The organism is Variovorax sp. dw_954 (assembly GCF_018449755.1).
GTDB lineage: Bacteria > Pseudomonadota > Gammaproteobacteria > Burkholderiales > Burkholderiaceae_C > Variovorax.
Genome location: NZ_JAAVVD010000024.1, coordinates 39,244 through 57,297 on the forward strand (window position 1 = coordinate 39,244; position 18,054 = coordinate 57,297).

17 protein-coding genes are annotated in these 18,054 nt (G+C 66.4%); 9 read left to right on the forward strand and 8 right to left on the reverse strand.

Going from position 1 to position 18,054, the window contains the following annotated elements; translation table 11 throughout:
* Positions 1–53: 53 nt before the first annotated feature.
* From HB681_RS28995 to HB681_RS29015, 5 genes are all read left to right on the forward strand, one after another.
* Complete coding sequence (locus HB681_RS28995; protein WP_213958343.1) at positions 54–968, forward strand: sugar ABC transporter permease; 915 nt, start codon at positions 54–56, stop codon at positions 966–968.
* Complete coding sequence (locus HB681_RS29000; RefSeq protein ID WP_213958344.1) at positions 961–1,821, forward strand: carbohydrate ABC transporter permease; 861 nt, start codon at positions 961–963, stop codon at positions 1,819–1,821. The genes HB681_RS28995 and HB681_RS29000 overlap by 8 nt, the downstream gene beginning before the upstream one ends.
* A 280-nt stretch (positions 1,822–2,101) precedes the next feature.
* The gene (locus HB681_RS29005) at positions 2,102–3,199 is read left to right on the forward strand and encodes a Gfo/Idh/MocA family oxidoreductase (protein ID WP_213958345.1); all 1,098 of its coding nucleotides are present in this window, start codon (positions 2,102–2,104) and stop codon (positions 3,197–3,199) included.
* Between the two features lie 24 nt (positions 3,200–3,223).
* Positions 3,224–3,865, forward strand: coding sequence for a ThuA domain-containing protein (locus tag HB681_RS29010; protein ID WP_213958346.1), 642 nt, complete (start codon positions 3,224–3,226; stop codon positions 3,863–3,865).
* Positions 3,866–4,037: 172 nt separating this feature from the next.
* On the forward strand, positions 4,038–4,259 hold the full coding sequence (locus tag HB681_RS29015) for a hypothetical protein (protein ID WP_213958347.1): 222 nt from the start codon (positions 4,038–4,040) through the stop codon (positions 4,257–4,259).
* 17 nt (positions 4,260–4,276) lie between these two features.
* Here the strand turns inward: HB681_RS29015 and HB681_RS29020 are convergent, their stop codons facing one another.
* On the reverse strand, positions 4,277–4,744 hold the full coding sequence (locus HB681_RS29020) for a thermonuclease family protein (protein ID WP_345944775.1): 468 nt from the start codon (positions 4,742–4,744) through the stop codon (positions 4,277–4,279).
* Positions 4,745–4,855: 111 nt separating this feature from the next.
* Here HB681_RS29020 and HB681_RS29025 point away from each other — a divergent pair, with 111 nt between their 5' ends.
* Positions 4,856–6,256, forward strand: coding sequence for a DUF2252 domain-containing protein (locus HB681_RS29025; RefSeq protein ID WP_345944776.1), 1,401 nt, complete (start codon positions 4,856–4,858; stop codon positions 6,254–6,256).
* Between the two features lie 30 nt (positions 6,257–6,286).
* On the opposite strand, the gene HB681_RS29030 is transcribed toward HB681_RS29025, so the two are convergent.
* Positions 6,287–7,939, reverse strand: a complete 1,653-nt coding sequence (locus tag HB681_RS29030) for a 3-(methylthio)propionyl-CoA ligase (RefSeq protein ID WP_213958349.1) — start codon at positions 7,937–7,939, stop codon at positions 6,287–6,289.
* A 137-nt stretch (positions 7,940–8,076) separates the two neighbouring features.
* Here HB681_RS29030 and HB681_RS29035 point away from each other — a divergent pair, with 137 nt between their 5' ends.
* On the forward strand, positions 8,077–9,084 hold the full coding sequence (locus tag HB681_RS29035) for a P1 family peptidase (protein WP_213958350.1): 1,008 nt from the start codon (positions 8,077–8,079) through the stop codon (positions 9,082–9,084).
* Here the strand turns inward: HB681_RS29035 and HB681_RS29040 are convergent.
* Together HB681_RS29040 and HB681_RS29045 are read right to left on the reverse strand one after the other, a co-directional pair.
* Positions 9,010–9,363 (reverse strand): hypothetical protein, encoded by a 354-nt coding sequence (locus tag HB681_RS29040; protein WP_213958351.1) that lies wholly within the window; start codon positions 9,361–9,363, stop codon positions 9,010–9,012. The two genes, HB681_RS29035 and HB681_RS29040, sit on opposite strands and share 75 nt — an antisense overlap.
* 204 nt (positions 9,364–9,567) lie before the next feature.
* On the reverse strand, positions 9,568–10,299 hold the full coding sequence (locus HB681_RS29045; RefSeq protein ID WP_213958352.1) for a helix-turn-helix transcriptional regulator: 732 nt from the start codon (positions 10,297–10,299) through the stop codon (positions 9,568–9,570).
* Between the two features lie 197 nt (positions 10,300–10,496).
* Here HB681_RS29045 and HB681_RS29050 point away from each other — a divergent pair, with 197 nt between their 5' ends.
* Complete coding sequence (locus tag HB681_RS29050; protein ID WP_213958353.1) at positions 10,497–11,834, forward strand: TAXI family TRAP transporter solute-binding subunit; 1,338 nt, start codon at positions 10,497–10,499, stop codon at positions 11,832–11,834.
* Positions 11,835–11,843: 9 nt separating this feature from the next.
* On the opposite strand, the gene HB681_RS29055 is transcribed toward HB681_RS29050, so the two are convergent.
* From HB681_RS29055 to HB681_RS29070, 4 genes are all read right to left on the reverse strand, one after another.
* Positions 11,844–13,256 carry a PQQ-dependent sugar dehydrogenase gene (locus tag HB681_RS29055; RefSeq protein ID WP_213958354.1) on the reverse strand — a complete coding sequence of 471 codons (1,413 nt, stop codon included), beginning with the start codon at positions 13,254–13,256 and terminating at the stop codon, positions 11,844–11,846.
* 162 nt (positions 13,257–13,418) lie between these two features.
* Positions 13,419–15,080, reverse strand: a complete 1,662-nt coding sequence (gene ettA / locus HB681_RS29060) for an energy-dependent translational throttle protein EttA (protein WP_213958355.1) — start codon at positions 15,078–15,080, stop codon at positions 13,419–13,421.
* A gap of 17 nt (positions 15,081–15,097) precedes the next feature.
* Positions 15,098–15,499, reverse strand: coding sequence for a type II toxin-antitoxin system VapC family toxin (locus HB681_RS29065; protein WP_213958356.1), 402 nt, complete (start codon positions 15,497–15,499; stop codon positions 15,098–15,100).
* Between the two features lie 10 nt (positions 15,500–15,509).
* The gene (locus tag HB681_RS29070; RefSeq protein WP_213958357.1) at positions 15,510–15,746 is read right to left on the reverse strand and encodes an AbrB/MazE/SpoVT family DNA-binding domain-containing protein; all 237 of its coding nucleotides are present in this window, start codon (positions 15,744–15,746) and stop codon (positions 15,510–15,512) included.
* A gap of 333 nt (positions 15,747–16,079) precedes the next feature.
* Between HB681_RS29070 and HB681_RS29075 the strand changes: the two genes are divergently transcribed.
* Positions 16,080–17,960: a DEAD/DEAH box helicase gene (locus HB681_RS29075; protein WP_213958358.1), complete on the forward strand. Its 1,881-nt coding sequence runs from the start codon at positions 16,080–16,082 to the stop codon at positions 17,958–17,960.
* Positions 17,961–18,054 lie beyond the last annotated feature (94 nt).

Below are 18,054 nucleotides of genomic sequence, written 5' to 3' on the forward strand. Positions count from 1 at the left end.
TGCGGCGCTCCGCCTTGTCCTGCGCTTGATTGCAAGGTCGTATGAGCCCCCGCTTGAACACCGAGCCGCGATCGACGCCGTGGGGCAGGCTGCGCATGGCCCACGGCACGCGCGCCTCGGCCACCGTCGTGCTGTTCTTCCTGCCACCGGCGCTGCTGCTGTTCACGCTGTTCGTGGCACTGCCGATGGGCGAGGCGGCGTGGTACAGCTTCTTCAACTGGAGCGGCTACGGCCCTCCAACCCAGTGGGTCGGCTGGCGCAACTTCCAGCTGCTGTTCCAGACGCCGGCGTTTCGCACGGCGCTGGGCAACAACCTGCTGATCATCGTCGCGTCGCTCGTCGTGCAGTTGCCGCTCGCGCTGGCGATGGCGGTGCTGCTGTCGGACAAGGTGCGCGGCACCACCACGTTCCGCCTCATCTTCTTCCTGCCCTACATCCTGGCCGAGGTCGCGGCCGGACTGATCTGGCGCTTCGTCTACGACGGGGACTACGGCTTCCTCGCCAAGATCTGGGGCCTGTTCGGGGCCACGCCGCCCTACGTGCTGGCGGAGCCCGAACTCGCGATGTACGCGATCCTCGTGGTGGTGATCTGGAAGTACTTCGGCTTCCACATGATCCTCTACATCGCCGGCCTGCAGCAGATCGACCGCAACCTCAACGAAGCCGCGCGCATGGACGGCGCCACCGACTGGCAGATCTTCTGGCGCATCACCTTGCCGCTGCTCGCGCCGACGATCCGGCTGTCGGTGTTCTTCGCGATCCTGGGCTCGATCCAGCTCTTCGACGTGATCATGCCGCTCACCAAGGGCGGGCCCTCCGACAGCACGCAGACCATGGTCACCTTCCTCTACACCTACGGCGTGACACGCATGCAGATCGGCTTTGGCAGCGCGTTGGGGGTGGTGCTGTTCTGCATCTGCGTGGTGTTCGCCTTCGGCTATAAGAAGACGTTGATGCGCAATGACTAGCAGCAAGTCGTTCGGGGACCCCTCCTCCATCACCGGCTCGATGTCGCCCCTGCTGCGCTATGCGGTGCTGTTCATCGTGGCGGCGATCGTGCTGGTGCCGCTGTTCGCGACCGCGCTGGGCGGCTTCAAGACACTGGGCGACCTGCGGGTGAACCCGTTCGGCCTGCCCGCGCACTGGGAGTGGAGCAACTACTGGGACATCCTGGGCGGCGGGCGCTACTGGCGCCTGATGCTCAACTCGCTGGTGATCGCGGTGCTGACGGTGGTGCTGACCGTCACCGTCTCCGCGATGGCCGCCTTCACCTTCGTGCACGTGCGCTTCTACGGCTCGGACTTTCTCTTCAACTACCTGCTGCTGGGCCTGATGTTCCCGGCGGCGACGGCGATCCTGCCGCTGTTCATCAAGATCCGCGACCTGGGCCTGCTCGACACCTACTGGGGCGTGGTGCTGCCGCAGGTGGCCTTCGGCCTGGCGACGAGCATCCTGCTGTTTCGCAACTACTTCAAGCAACTGCCGCCCGACCTGTTCGAGGCATCGCAGATCGACGGCTGCGGCTACTTCCGGTTCTTCTGGTACATCGTGCTGCCGCTGTCGCGGCCGATCCTGGCGACCGTCGCGGTGATCGTGTTCGTGCACAGCTGGAACGGCTACCTGCTGCCGCTGGTGGTGTTCAACCGCGACAGCCTCTACACCTGGCCGCTCGGGATCATGGCCTACCAGGGCGAGTACTCGACCGACTGGCACCTGGTGCTGGCCTTCATCACGCTGACCATCCTGCCCGCGGTGGTGATGTTCTTCGCGGCGCAGAAGCACATCGTGGCGGGGCTGACTTGTGGTTCGGTCAAGGGATGAAACGACGCCTGTGGCGCCCACGCCTTACCGGGGTGCCGGCCAGTGGGCGGGATCACGCCGACGGCGTACTCCACTCCGCGAATGTCCCCCGCCCTGCGGGCTCCTCCTTTATTTCGCTGCGTGGAGCACACCATCGACGTGATCTCGACGCGCAGTGGTTGGTCGGAGGGGAATACCCGCAGCCCTCGGCCCGCGCCGCTGCCTCGCTAGAGTTTCGTACGTCGCGGAAGCCGAACAGTCTCATGGCGCAGTGAATGACCCCTCAACGAAAGACACCTGAATGAGCAAAGTCGGCATCGGCATCATCGGCTGCGGCAACATCAGCGAGGTCTACCTCAAGGCGGCATCGAGCTTTCCCATCCTCGACATCCGCGGACTGGCCGACCTCATCCCGCAGGCGGCGCAAGCGCGTGCAACGCAGTTCGGGCTGAAGGCCTGTTCCGTGGACGAGTTGCTGCGCGACCCGTCCATCGAGATCATCGTCAACCTCACGATCCCGGCCGCGCATGTCGAGGTCGGGCTGCAGGTCCTGCGCGCCGGCAAGCACGTCCACTCCGAGAAGCCGCTGGGCCTCACCACAGCCCAGGCACGCACGCTGCTCGAAGAGGCCGACAAGCGCGGCCTGCGCGTCGGCTGCGCGCCCGACACCTTTCTCGGCGGCTCGCACCAGACCTGCCGCAAGCTCATCGACGAAGGCGCCATCGGCCAGCCGCTGGCAGGCAGCGCCTTCTTCATGTGCCCGGGCCATGAACGCTGGCATCCCAACCCGGCCTTCTACTACGCGGCCGGCGGCGGGCCGATGCTCGATATGGGGCCGTACTACATCGCCGCGCTGGTGAACCTGATCGGGCCGGTGGCGCGGGTTTCGGGCGCGGTCGCGCGTGCAAGGTCGGAACGCATCATCACCAGCGAACCCCTCAAGGGCACCAGGATCCCGGTCGAGGTGGCCACGCACGTCACCGGCACGATGGAGTTCGCCAGCGGCGCCCTGGTGTCGATTGCCACGAGCTTCGACGTGCCCCGGCATCGCCATTCGCACATCGATCTGTACGGCACCGAAGCCAGCCTGAGCGCCCCGGATCCCAATCGCTTCTTCGGCGCCATCGAAATCGCACGCGCCGGCCAGGACTGGATTCCGCAACCGACCGAACATCCCTACGCCACCGGCAACCACCGCATCATGGGCGTGGCCGACCTGGCGCATGCCATCCGCAACAACCGGCCGCATCGCGCATCGGGCGCGCTGGCACTGCATGTACTCGAGGTGATGGAGGCCTTCCAGACATCGTCGGACAGCGGCCGCCACATCACGATCGAGACGCGGCCCGAACGTCCGGCAATGCTGCCGACCCACCTGCCACCGGGCGAACTCGACTGATCAACCCACGGAGAAATGCCAAAAATGCGTGAAGCACTCATCGTCTGGGGCGGCTGGGCCGGCCACGAGCCCGAACAATGCGCCGGCATCGTCGCCGGCATGCTGGCGTCGCACGACTTCAAGGTGCGCGTCGAGACCACCACCCGGGCCTTCGCCGACCCGTCCATCGCCGACCTGAGCGTGATCGTGCCGATCTTCACCATGTCGAAGATCGAGAAGGACGAAGCCGCCAACCTGGCCCACGCCGTGCGCAACGGCGTCGGCTTGGCGGGCTTTCACGGCGGCATGTGCGATGCCTTCCGCGACGCGGTCGAATACCAGTTCATGACCGGCGGCCAGTGGGTCGCGCACCCCGGCAACGTCATCGACTTCCGCGTCAACATCGCGCGGCGCGACGACCCGGTCATGGCCGGTCTGGACGACTTCGACTACCGCTCCGAGCAGTACTACATGCACGTCGACCCCTCGAACGAGGTGCTGGCGACGACCACGTTCAGCGGCGAGCATGCGCCCTGGATCGAGGACGTGGTGATGCCGGTGGTGTGGAAGCGAAGGCACGGGCAGGGTCGCGTGTTCTACAGCGCGCTGGGGCACGTGTCGAAGGAGTTCGAGGTGCCGCAGATGCGCACGCTGTTCGAGCGCGGGCTGCTGTGGGCGGCGCGATAACAATTGCTTCCACTGTGCAACCAATCACATCCGAGGCCTTCTTCGCAACGCCAGCCACTGGATTGCCATGCATACAAAAGTTAGTCTGGATGCGGGCGTTTCAATTCCGCCGAGGCCGTTCGTTCTAAGCCTGAGGACCGCCAGCGCTGCCGCCCATCGAAGGACACACGCCATGAAATCGCACAGCATTGAACTGATCGTCGACGAGCCCATACCGGGACACTATTGCTGGGTCCTGCTCAAGCATGAAGCGCCAGACCAGAACCCGGTTCCCGTCGACTACGCCGCCGGCCCGATGCCCACCTACACCGCCGCCATGATGGCCGGCATTGCCGCCCTCGAGCGCCGCGCCGAATCGCACGCGGCGCAGGACGGGCCGAACACGCTCCACTGAATTCGCGCGCCGCGCGATCAGCGCGGACGCGGGTGCTCCTGCCGCCAGTTCCACGGCGGCACGGGCTCCTCGTCCTTCCACAGGCCCGCGTGCCTGGCCTTGGCCTCGGATTCGGCAAACTCATACTGGCCGCGCTCCTGCGGCGTCTGTTCCCCGGCGAAATGCGGCTCCCACCACGCCATCCCCAGCGTGAGCATGGAGAGCCCCGCATCCAGCGTCTTCGCACATGGCTCGCGTGTGCATGAAGCCGGCGCCACCATCACCTTGCACACGCTCCTGCCGTAGCGATCCGGATTGCCCCGGCATTCAAGACGCGCCATCTTGTCGAGCACGAGACCGGTCAAGGCCTGCCTGGCGCGATGCCCGAAGGGTTGGTTGCTCTCCGGCGCGTCGACGCTGGCGACTCGTACCGTCACGAGGTTTTGCGGCAGCGCTGCTTCATCGCAGAGCGCCTTGAGGGTGTCGCCATCGGAGACGGAAAGCACGAGGCAAAGAATGGCAGTGGCGGCAATTGGCATGGGCCATATGGTGCCAAACAAATCGACTTGCGCTACGCTCAATGCCGACGGCCCCGATCGCGGCTGACTGGAGTGCATGTGGCAAAGGAACAGAAGAAGAAGCTCGCCTCGCCGGCTCAACCACGCCTGTCGCGCGCCGAACAGCAAGCGCTCGGCAAGAGCATGCGCGAGAAGTGCCCGCGCGAATCGCACGCAGTGTGGGAACCTTCTTCCCGCCGCCCCGACCCATTGGCCATATTGGCCCAGGCCAACAAGGGCCGCGATCCGGAACTGGTGCCGCTGCGGATGGGCCGCATGGTGCACACGCCCTTCACCTTCTATCGCGGCGCCGCGCTCAACATGGCGGACGATCTGGCGAACACGCCCGTCACCGGCATGCGCGTGCAGGCGTGCGGCGACTGCCACCTGATGAACTTCGGTGCCTTTGCCACGCCGGAGCGCAGGATGATCTTCGACATCAACGACATGGACGAGACACTCCCCGCGCCCTGGGAGTGGGACGTCAAGCGGTTGGCGGCCAGCCTCGTGGTGGCAGGCCGGAACAACCGGTTCAGCGAAAGCGCCGCGCGCGATGCGGCGCTTGCCTGCGTGCGCAGCTATCGCGAACGCATGGACGAGTACAGCCGGATGTCGGTACTGGACGTCTGGTATTCATGCGTCGAGATCGAGGAGGCGCTGAAAACCATCGGCGACGACTCGACCCGCAAGCGCATGCAGAAGCGGGTGGACGCGGCACGCCAGCGCAGCGTGCTCGAGCACGACTTTCCCAAGCTCGCAGCATTGGCGGGAGCGGCGCCGACCATCAAGGACAACCCGCCGCTCATCTACCACCCGCGCGACGAGCACGAGCAATCCCTGCTCGACCGCACCCGCGAGGCCTTCGGCACCTACCGCGAATCGGTGCAGGAAGACAGGCGCGCCCTGATCGACCGCTACGAAATCAAGGACGTCGCGATCAAGGTGGTGGGCGTCGGCAGCGTCGGCACCTTCTGCGCCGTGATGCTGCTGATGGCCGGCAAGAGCGACCCACTCTTCCTGCAGGTGAAGGAGGCGCGCGCGTCGGTGCTGGAGGCCTACGCCGGCAAGAGCCTGCACCCCAACCACGGCCAGCGCGTGGTGAACGGCTACCGCCTGATCCAGTCGGCCAGCGACATCTTCCTCGGCTGGACCGAGGGAAAGCTCGGCCGCCATTTCTTCGTGCGGCAACTGCGGGACATGAAGGTCAGCGCGCTGGTCGACGTCTTCTCGCCCGGCGTGATGAACGACTACGCCAGGTTGTGTGGATGGACGCTTGCGCGTGCCCATGCACGCTCCGGCGCGCCCGCGCAGATCAGCGGGTATCTCGGCAAGGGCGACGCCTTCGACAAGGCGATTGCCAAGTTCGCAACTGCCTACGCAGACCAGAACGAGCGCGACCACGAGGTGCTGAGGAAGGCCGTGCTGTCGGCACAGGTCGAGGCAGTCGTCGAGCCCGACTGAGCGGGCGCGGCTGGGGGAGACTGGCGCCCTCTACGTCGCGGCGACTGCCGTCGGCAACACGTAGTCGCGGTACTGCTCGCGCAGCTTCATCTTCAGCAGCTTGCCGGTGGCGGTGTGCGGCAACTCGGGCACGAACAGCACCTCGTCGGGCAACCACCATTTCGCGATGCGCTTGCCGAGGAATTCGAGCACGTCCTCGCGCGTCACCTCTTGCCCTGGCCGCCCGACGATGAGCAGCAAAGGCCGCTCCTGCCAGGTCGGATGCGATACGCCGATGATGCAGGCCTCGGCGACGCCGGGGCAACCCATCGCCGCGTTCTCGACGTCGATCGACGAGATCCATTCGCCGCCGGACTTGATCACGTCCTTGGCGCGGTCCACCAGTTGCAGGAAACCGTCGGAGTCGATCGTCGCGATGTCCCCAGTGCGGAAATAGCCTTCCCCGTCGAGCGGCGAGCCTCCCTCGCCGCGGTAATAGCCGCTGGCGATCCATGGTCCGCGCACGTACAGGTGGCCGAACGCCTTGCCGTCCCAGGGTTGAACACGGCCTTCGTCGTCAATGATCTTCAGGTCCACTCCCCAGACCCCGCGGCCCTGCTTGAGCTTGATCCTGAGCTGGTCTTCCCCGGGCATCCTCTTGTGCTTGTCCAGCAGCGTGTTGATGGCACCGATGGGGCTGGTCTCGGTCATGCCCCATCCCTGGACCACCTCGGCGCCGAAATCGCGCTCGAACCGTTCCAGCATCGCGCGTGACAACGCCGCGCCACCGATGCCGATGCGCTTGATGCCAAGCGCGCGCGCATCCAGCTCGGGATGCGCATCGAGGTACTGGAACAGAAGCATCCACACCGTGGGCACGCCTTGCGAGAAGGTCACCTTCTCGTCGCGCATCAGCGTGTAGACGCTGTGACCGTCGAGGTGCGGCCCGGGAAACACCATCTTGGCGCCCACCATGGCCGCGGCATACGGCGTGCCCCAGCCATTGGCATGGAACATCGGCACGACCAGCAGCAGGGTCTCGGTCGAGCTGATGCCGAAGGTGTCGGGCGCCAGCTCCATCAGGCTGTGCAACACGGTCGAGCGATGCGAATACAGCACGCCCTTGGGGTTGCCGGTGGTGCCGGAGGTGTAGCAGAGCGATGAAGCGGAACGCTCGTCGAACTCGGGCCAGGCGTAGCCGGCGGCATCCTGGGCGTTGACGATGTCTTCGAAGCACAGCAGGTTGGGCAGGTTGGCCGCCGGCATGTGCGCGCGGTCGGTCATCGCCACGAAGGCCTTCACGGACTGGAGCTTCGGTGCCAGCTTCTCGACCAGCGGCGCGAACATCGCGTCGAACATCAGTACCGAGTCTTCGGCGTGGTTGATGATGTAGTCGATCTGCTCCGGAAAGAGCCGCGGGTTGACGGTATGCAGCACCGCGCCCATGCCCGACACGCCGTAGTAGAGCTCCAGGTGCCGGTGGGAATTCCAGGCCAGCGTGCCGACGCGGTCGCCCGGCCGCACGCCCAGCGCGCCCAGCGCCTTGGCGACCTGCTTGGCGCGGTCCCGGATGCCGCGCCAGTTCGTGCGGTGCACCGTGCCTTCGGGCAGGCGCGAGACGATCTCGGTGTCCGGATGAAAAGTGGCCGCATGCTCGACGAGCGAAGAAATAAGCAATGGGCGGTCCTGCATCAATCCCAGCATGGGCGTGTCTCCGTGGTTTCGTGAATATGAAAGGTCGGCGAGTACATCGTCGCCCGAGGAGGGCCGCGTGGCAATCCGGGCTGGCCTCATGCAACGGGGGCGCAGGCCGCTCGTGCCGCGCCTTATCATCGCCGCCGATGTCCCATACCCCATTGCCGCCCGCAGGCGCCATCACCGACGTCGCCGGCATCGAGGTCGGCCACTTCTCCGACACCCGTCGCCCCACCGGTTGCACCGTGATCCTCACGCGCGAAGGCGCGGTCGGCGGCGTCGATGTGCGCGGTGCCGCGCCCGGCACGCGCGAAACCGATCTGCTGGCGCCTGGCAACCTGGTCGAGCGCGTGCACGGCGTGATGCTCGCCGGCGGCAGCGCCTGGGGCCTCGCCGCCGCGGAGGGCGCAGTGCGCTGGCTGGAGGAGCGTGGCGTGGGCATGGACGTGCGCTACGGCACGCTGCCCATCGTGCCGGCTGCCGTGCTGTTCGACCTGCCGATGGGCGACCCGCGCATCCGGCCCGACGCGGCGGCGGGCTACGCGGCCTGCCAGGCGGCTTCGCGCGAGGCGCCGGCCGAAGGCAATGTCGGCGCCGGCAGCGGTGCGCTGGTGGGCAAGCTGTTCGGCATCGACCGGGCCATGAAGGGCGGCATCGGCACGGCTTCCGTGACGGTGGCCGGCGTCACGGTCGGCGCGCTGGTCGCATGCAATGCGCTGGGCGATGTGATCGACCCCGACACCGGCCAGGTGGTGGCCGGCGCGCTGACGGCGGACGGCCGCACACTGCTCGACACCCGCCGTGCGCTGCTGCGCGGCGAGTTGCCCCAGCCATTGCTGGCCGGCACCAACACGACGCTCGGCGTGGTGGCGACCGATGCGGTGTTGACCAAAGTGCAGGCCAACCGCCTCGCGATGGTGGCGCACGATGGACTGGCGCGCAGCATCAACCCGGTCCACACGATGAGTGACGGCGACACGTTGTTCGCCCTCGCGACCTGCCGCGCGCCCGTCACCGGCGCCACGCCGGGCATGACCGTGCTGAGCGCGATGGCGGCGGAAGCAGTGGCGCGGGCGACGCTACGCGCCGTGCGTGCTGCGGAATCGCTGACGGTGGGGGGCCGCCATGCGCTGGCTGCGCGGGACCTGCGGTAGCGGCGGCGCTGCGAAGGCAGGCGGCACGCCCGGCTCGGCGCGCGACTCGATCACCGGCGCGTGATCGACCGAAAGCTTGTCGAAGTCGCCCCGCACGACAGCCACCAGGTCCAGTGCGACGAGGACCAATCCACATCCCGCCGCGCAACGCACCAGGTCGCTGACCAGCCGAAATTCGGGAAAGATGTCCTGCCCCGCCAGCACGGCAAGCAATCCGATCGATACCAACTGCACCGCGACCTGCGCGGCAACCGGAAGACGCAGGCTTTCTTGTGTCATAGGCACACCTCCCGCTCGGTAGGTTCAGGCCGCCGCCCATCGGCACGATGACTGGGAGGCGTTTTCATGCGGCCTGGCCGATGTCGACGAGCAGCGAACCGGCCCATGAAATGTAGATATTGGACGGTCTCGTATCAATTCCCCCGCTTGGGTGTATGCGTTCCTGCATGCCGCACTTGCATGCCGCGCGTGCATGCCGTGCGGTCAACCATTCGGCGGCGCGAGATCGGGCTGGGTCGCGAGGATCATCGAGACCAGTTCGGTCCGGTTCTTCACGCCGCACCGGTGCATGAGCGGGCTGATCCTGCTCTTGATGGTTTCGGCGCTCTTGCCGAGCAACTGGCCGATCTCCTTGTTGGTCTTGCCCTGGATCAGCAGCCGGACGATGTCGGTTTCCACCGGGGTCAGCCTGAGCCGCTTGCCCGGCGTGCCGGGCGCCCTCGTCGGGGATGCCTCTATCCGGCAAAAGGCCCTGTGAAGCGCAGGCAGCAGCGCGTCCCGCAGAGCTTCGCCGCGGGCCTCGAATTCGGGCGGCACGTTGTACAGCGCAAGCGAGGCCATGAAGTCGTCCCTTCCGTGCGTATATCGACCCGCGATGCCCAGCAGGTTGTGCATGCCCGCACTCGTGAAGCTGGCCAGCCATCGAAGGTCCACGCCCTCAACGTCGCCTGCACGATCCGTATCGAAGAAGATGTGTCCAACGCCGGAGGACATGAGCCGGCTCAACAGCGGGCTGCTCACGCTCGCGCCCAGGCGAACAATCGTTGTCAGGTGGGCCTCGGAAAGGCCCGATTTGACCAACTGAATTCCTGTGTAGCCTGCAGAATGGGCCAGGCCGTGGCCAGCCAGCACAGCCCGATGCGGCACCAACTCCTGGAGCGGCCCATCCAGCCACTGCTTCAGCGAATTGGCATGATCGACCTTTTCCAGGCTCATGGCCCAGCCGGCGCCCGGCGTTTGTATAGTCACTTCATTCCCCCTGAAAGGCCGTTCGTGCCCAAGACGCAGCCTGCCTTCAACGCACGACGAACGCACTCGCGTGTTACCAAGTGCAACGCTTTCGCCATTCTTATGACGAGATCCAAGGCGCGTCAAATGCTTTGCCCGCCACCGCCCATACCTGAACACTTTCGATGCACATGCCACGCGCGCTTCGTCTCTTTCTGCTGACCATCCGGGACCTGATCGTCTCGGTCGGGCCTGTGATCTTCATCGTGATCGGGCTGCTCATCGCGGCGTACTGGTACCTGGATCCGCAGCCACCCAAGACCGTCGTGCTGGCGACCGGGCCCCAGGGCAGCGCCTATGCAGAATTCGGCAAGCGCTACCAGCAGGCGCTCGCCGCCAGCGGCATCAAGGTCGAGTTGAAGACCACCGAGGGCGCGCTCGACAACCTGGCGCTGCTGCGCAGCGGCGGCGCCGACGTGGCCTTCGTGCGCGGCGGCGCGGCCGATGCGGTGGCGGATGAAGAGGCGGGCATCACCTCGCTGGGCAGCCTGTTCTACGAGCCGGTGTGGGTGTTCTACCGCGAGGAGGCGGGCCGCAAGATCGACCGCAAGACGGGCTTGCTCACGTCGCTGGCGCAGCTGAAGGGCCTGCGCGTCAATGTCGACAAGCCCGGCAGCGGCGTGCCGCAGATCATGGACAAGCTGTTCGCCGCCAACCACATGGACGCGAAGGACATGGAGCTTTCCAACCTCGACCCGGCGCCGGCCGACGCGGCGCTGCAGGCCGGGCTGATCGATGTGGTCGTGCTCGCGTCGGCGCCGCAGTCGCCGCTGGTGCGTGAACTGCTGCGTGCGCCGAACATCAAGTTGATGCCCTTCGACCAGGGCGACGCCTACGCGCGGCGCTTCGCCTTCCTGTCTCCCGTGGCCTTGCCGCGCGGCGTGGTCACGCTGGACAAGGACATTCCGCCGCACGACGTGGCGCTGCTGGCCGCCACGACCTCGCTGCTGTCGCGCGAGCAGACCCACCCGGCCTTGCGCCAGCTGTTCGCGCAGACCGCGCAGAAGCTGCACGGCGAGGCGGGCTGGTTCAATCGCGCACGCGATTTCCCCAACACGCGCACCAGCGAACTGCCGGTCAGCCCCGAGGGCGACCGCGCCATCAACGGCACGCCGCCGTTCTGGCAACGCTACCTGCCGTTCTGGGCAAGCAATCTGGTCGAGCGCATGTGGCTGGTGATCGGCGGCCTGATCGTGCTGATGCTGCCGCTGTCGAAGGTGGTGCCGCCGCTCTACACCTTCCGCGTGCGCTCGCGCGTGTTCCGCTGGTACGCGCGGCTGCGCGAGGTGGAGGCGAAGCTGGAAAACGGCACCGGCGAGCACGATGCGCTCCTCAAGGAGCTCGACGACATCGACCGCAAGGTCAACAAGGTGGCCGTGCCGCTGTCGTATGCCGACGAGCTTTATGCGCTGCGCAACAACATCTTCGCCGTGCGCAAGCGGGTGCTCGCCGCACGGGAGTGAAGTGTCCGGTCAGCGCGTGAGGCGCAGCAGCTTGCCGCTGGCGCCATCGGTCAGCACGTAGAGCCAGCCGTCCGGCCCCTGACGCACATCGCGGATGCGCTCGACGCGCTCGGCCAGCAGGCGCTCTTGCGATGTGACCGTATCGCCGTTGAGCGTCAGGCGCCACAACGAAACGCCGGCAAGCGCCCCGACGAACAGGTTGCCTTGCCATTCCGGGATGTTCGACGCCGAATAGAAGGCAATCCCACTCGGCGCGGTCGACGACTTCTGCGTGCCCGGCGTCCAGGCCGATCCGTCGAACTTCTGCCAGTACCAGGCGGGTTGCTCCATGCCGGCCTTGGCCGTGCCTTCGCCCACCTGGGTCAGCGTGCCGTATTCCTGGCCGTAGCTGATGATGGGCCAGCCATAGTTGCGGCCCGCCTGCGTCAGGTTGACCTCGTCGCCGCCTTGCGGGCCGTGCTCGCTGGTCCACAACTGGTTGGTCCCGGGCCGCATGGCCGCGCCCTGCGGGTTGCGGTGACCGTAGCTCCAGATGGCCGGCTGCGCGCCCGCCACGCCGAAGTTCGGGTTGCCGGGCGCCGGGGCGCCGTCGGTGGTGATGCGCACCACCTTGCCATTGCCTCGCGTCAAGTCCTGCGCAAAGCCGCGCTGGGTGTCGAGCTGCCGCTCGCCCATCGTCACGAACAGGTAGCCCTGGTTGTCGAACGCGAGCCGCGAGCCGAAGTGCCCCTCGCTCGCGACTTTGGGCGCCTGTCGATAGATGACCGTGACATTCGAAAGCGTGCGGTTGTCCGCATCGATCACGGCGCGCAGCACTGCGGTGCCGTTGAGCGTGGCATCGGCGGCGTCGCTTTCGGCGAAGGTCATGTAGATGCGCCTGTTGGCGGCAAAGGCCGGATCGAGCGCGACATCGAGCAAGCCGCCCTGGCCCGTGCTGTCGACCGCGGGCACGCAGCACACCACATCGTTGCCGCCATTGATGGCAGAGGCATCGGCATTGCGGATGTGCAATCGGCCCGTGCGCTCCGTGATGAGCATGCGGCCATCGGGCAGGAAGGCGAGCGACCAGGGAGAAGGCAGGCCCGTGGCCACCTCGGTCACTTTGAGCGGACCCGACGGCGGCGCTGGCGTCGGCGCGGCAGCGGGTGGTGGCGCGGCGACCGGGGTTCCGGCGGCGGGGGGGGCCGGAGGTCCGGCTGAAGGTCCGGGCGCTGGAGCGGGTGCGGATGGCGGTCCGGCAACGGGCGTGCCGGCAGGGGACGGTGCGGGTGGCGTGGTGCCGGCAGGCGCCGGTGCAGGTGCCGGCGCGCCCTCCGTCGCGGTCGGGCTGACCGCCGCGACGGGGAATGCGACGCCACCGCCACCGCCGCCACCGCCACAACTCGCCAGCAACACGGGTGCGGCGGCCCAAAGCAAACGCATCGACGTTGTCATCCCTGACCTTCTTTCTTTATCGGTGATCTACGACAGCATATGGTGCCCATGGTGCGACTGTCGGGGCACCAGACGCTCAAAAAAACCGCCTCGCGGCGGTTTCGTTTGTAAGCGCAGGCCCCGTTTGGGGGCCCTTGTAGCCCAGGCGTTCTACTTGAGCGCCTTGTACCGCATGCGATGCGGCCGCGCGCCTTCTTCACCCAGGCGCCGCTTCTTGTCGGCTTCGTACTCCTGGTAGTTGCCGTCGAAGAAGGTCCACTGGCTGTCGCCCTCGGCCGCGAGGATGTGCGTGGCGATGCGGTCGAGGAACCAGCGGTCATGGCTGATGACCAGCACCGAGCCGGCGAATTCGAGCAGCGCGTCTTCCAGCGCGCGCAACGTTTCCACGTCGAGGTCGTTCGACGGCTCGTCCAGCATCAGCACGTTGCCCCCCGCGATCAGGGTCTTGGCCAGGTGCAGGCGACCGCGCTCGCCGCCCGACAGCGTGCCGACCTTCTTCTGCTGGTCGCTGCCGTTGAAGTTGAAGCGGCCCGCATACGCCCGGCTGGCCATCTGGAACTTGCCGACATTGATGATGTCGAGGCCGTTCGAGATGTCTTCCCAGACGGTCTTGTTGTTGGCGAGCTCGTCGCGGTGCTGGTCGACGAAGGCCATCTTCACGGTGGAGCCGACGATGACTTCACCCGAATCCGGCTTTTCCTTGCCCGCGATCAGCTTGAACAGCGTCGACTTGCCGGCGCCGTTCGGGCCGATGATGCCGACGATGGCGCCTGCCGGCACGTTGAAGCTCAGGTTGTCGATCAGCAGGCGGTCACCGAAGGACTTGCTGACGTTCTTGAACTCGAACACCTGGTTGCCCAGGCGCTCGGCCACGGGGATGAAGATTTCCTGCGTCTCGTTGCGGCGCTGGTATTCGACATCGCTCAGCTCCTCGAAGCGGGCCAGGCGCGACTTGCTCTTCGCCTGGCGTGCCTTCGGGTTCTGGCGCGACCATTCGAGTTCCTTCTTCAGCGCCTTGGCATGGGCCTCTTCGCTCTTCTGCTCCTGCGCCAGGCGTTCGCCCTTCTGCTCGAGCCAGGTGCTGTAGTTGCCCTTCCATGGAATGCCGCGGCCGCGGTCCAGCTCCAGGATCCACTCGGCTGCGTTGTCGAGGAAGTAGCGATCGTGGGTGATGGCCACGACGGTGCCGGTGAAGCGCTTGAGGAACACTTCCAGCCACTCGACCGATTCGGCGTCAAGGTGGTTGGTGGGTTCGTCGAGCAGCAGCATGTCGGGCTTGGACAGCAGCAGGCGGCACAGCGCGACGCGGCGCTTTTCACCGCCAGACAACACGCCGATCTGGGCGTCCCACGGCGGCAGGCGCAGTGCGTCGGCAGCGATCTCGAGTTGGTGCTCGGAGTCGGTGCCGGCGGTGGCGATGATGGCTTCGAGTTCGGCCTGCTCGGCGGCCAGCGCATCGAAGTCCGCGTCTTCGGCCGCGTACAGCTCGTACACCTGTTCGAGCCGGGCCTTGGCCGCGTAGACCGCGCCCATCGACTCTTCCACGGACTCGCGCACCGTGTGCTCGGCGTTGAGCTTGGGTTCCTGCTCCAGGTAGCCGATGGTGAGGCCGGGCATCGGGATGGCCTCGCCTTCGATCTCCTTGTCGACGCCGGCCATGATCTTCAGCAGCGAGGACTTGCCGGAGCCGTTCAGGCCCAGAACGCCGATCTTGGCGCCGGGGAAGAAGCTGAGGGAGATGTCCTTCAAGATCTGCCGCTTGGGCGGCACGGTCTTGCTGACGCGGTTCATTGTGTAGACGTACTGGGCCATGTTGGGTGTCTTTGTCTTTACTGGGGTGAAATCAGGTTGATCTTGGGAAAGTAGGTCTTGTAGCGGGCGCGGTCGCGTGACACGAGCGTGCACCCAAGCAGTTGGGCATGCGCGCCGATGTAGAAATCAGGCAGCAGCGAAGGTCGCGTGCCGCCCGCCTTGCGGTATTTTCGGAACGCCACCGCCGCACCGCGTGCAGCGGCATACGGCAGCTCCAGCCGCTCGTAGAGCCGCGCGGGCAAAGCGGCATCGGTGTCGCGGTCGGAGTTGAAATAGGCCGACACCTCGGCATAGATGAGCGGGTTGATGGCCAGCTTGCCGCGCCCGAGGCAGTCGGTGATGGCCGCGGCAGACCAGGCCATCCACTTCGGGTCTTCATGAATCACGTCGATCAGCACATTGCTGTCGATCAGGAACATCTCGCTCACTTCAGCGCTGGCCCCGGGTCATCTCAAGCCACTCGTCGGCCGACATGTCGAGGTTGGAGGTCGCGCTGCCGCGCAGCAAGGCAATCGCTTCCTCGGCAGGCGTGTTCTTGCGCTTCACGGGACGGACCACGATCTGCTTGTTCTTGTATTCGAATTCAACCTCGTCGTAGGGCTTGAGCCCGGCGAGTTCGCGGATGTTCTGGGGAATGGTGACCTGCCCCTTGGAAGTGAGTCGCATGCTGCGCTCCTGGTAATACTGGCGTGGTAAGAGTTTAACGCATGACCCCAGCGCATCGGTTGCGGGGGCCGGGCGGGCCCGTTTGCAGGAACCTGGACAAGGCCTTTCGGAAGCGTCCGGGTCGCGGTTTTGCCGAGTCATGCGACAATACGGGTCGTTGCCGGGTCCAGTTGCCCGCAACAGCGGCTCTTCCGCCGGGGACAAGTCGGCTTATCACAGGCCTTCGGCTCCCACCCTTGATCTCATCAGCCTTTACTGGCCGGGTCGCTCCCAAACAAAAGAGCACCACGGCGGGCCGATGCCACTGCGCCATGGAAGGCGCTATTACTCTCAATGAACTTTGACGATCTGAAGTTGGCCCCGGCCATCCTGAAGGCTGTGCACGAGCACGGCTACGACACCCCCACCCCCATCCAGGCGCAAGCCATCCCCGTGGTCCTCGAAGGCCACGACCTGCTGGGCGGCGCCCAGACCGGCACCGGCAAGACGGCAGCCTTCACGCTGCCGATGCTGCATCGCCTGGCCACCGGCGAGACGGCCACCAACAAGTTCGGCGGCATCGGCATCCGTGCCCTGGTGCTGACCCCCACGCGTGAACTCGCGGCCCAGGTCGAGGAGTCCGTGCGCACCTACGGCAAGTACCTCGAACTCGACTCCACCGTGATCTTCGGCGGCGTCGGCATGAACCCGCAGATCAGCAAGCTCAAGAAGGGTGTCGACATCCTCGTGGCCACGCCGGGCCGCCTGCTGGACCTGCAGCAGCAAGGCATGCTGGACCTGGCGCAAGTCCAGATCCTGGTGCTCGACGAAGCCGACCGCATGCTCGACATGGGCTTCATCCATGACGTGAAGAAGGTGCTGGCACTGGTGCCGAAGGACAAGCAGAGCCTGCTGTTCTCGGCCACCTTCAGCGACGAGATCCGCGATCTCGCGGCCACGCTGCTGAAGAATCCGCAAAGCGTGCAGGTCACGCCGCGCAACACCACGGTGCAGCGCATCACGCAAGTGATCCATCCCGTGGGCCGCGGCAAGAAGAAGCAACTGCTCGCGCACATCATCAACGAGCACAACTGGAGCCAGGTTCTGGTGTTCACGCGCACCAAGTTCGGCGCCAACAACGTGGCCGAGTTCCTGACCAAGAACGGCATCGAAGCGATGGCGCTGCACGGCAACAAGAGCCAGAGCGCGCGCACCCAGGCGCTGGCCGGCTTCAAGAGCGGCGACATCCGCGCGCTGGTCGCCACCGACATCGCTGCCCGCGGCATCGACATCGACGAGCTGCCGCACGTCGTCAACTACGAAATCCCGAACGTCAGCGAAGACTACGTCCACCGCATCGGCCGCACCGGCCGCGCCGGCAACAGCGGCGAGGCCGTGAGCCTCGTCTGCCTCGACGAAGAAGGTTTCATGCTGGAGATCGAGCGCTTCACCAAGCAGACGATCCCGGTCAAGCTGGTCGACGGCTTCGGCCCCGAATCCGGCGAACGCGCCGAGCCGATCGCCATGGGTCGCCAGACGATCTGGGGCGGCGCCGGCCGTCCGCCGAGCCGTGAAGTCATGCAGGCGGCTGCGAAGGCTGCGCGCACCGAGATGCTGCAGCGCGTTCGCGAAAACAAGGCTACGCAAGGTGGCGAGCGTGGCGGCAACGGCGGCGGTCAACGTCGCGGTGGCGGCGCAGGCAATGCAGGTGGTGAAGCCCGCAACGCAGGTGGCGCAAACCACGGCGCCAATGGCGGTGGTACAGGCGGCGGTGCTGGCGGCCAGGGTGGACGTCGCCGTCGCGGCGGAGCAGGTGCCGGCGCAGGCGCTGGCGGTCACCAGGGCGCTGCCCGCGCACCGCAGCCGCACGCCACGCATCACGGCCATCAAGCCAACCACGGCATGCCGCACGAAGAGCGTCAACCGCGCCATCACGGCAACAGCCACAGCCCGACGCAGGCCGACCAGGTCGCGCATCGCCGTGCTGAATCGGTCGTCAGTGGTGTAGCTGCAGGCCAACCGGATCCGTTGCGCACCAGCGTCGACAGCATGGGCGGCGGCCGCGGTCGTCGCACCGGCGGTGGTGGTGGCGGTGGTGGCGGCTACGGCGGTGGCAACCGCTCCGGCGGCGGCGGCCGCTCGAGTGGCGGTGGCTTCGGCGGCGGCGGCGGTGGCCGTTCGGGTGGCGGTGGCTACGGCGGCGGTGGCCGTTCCGGCGGCGGACGCTCCTACTGAGTACGCACCTGCGGACCCAGCATGAAAGGCGCTTCGGCGCCTTTTTCCTTGGGCGGAATGCGTTGCCCACCCTTACACTGGCCGCCCCTCTCGC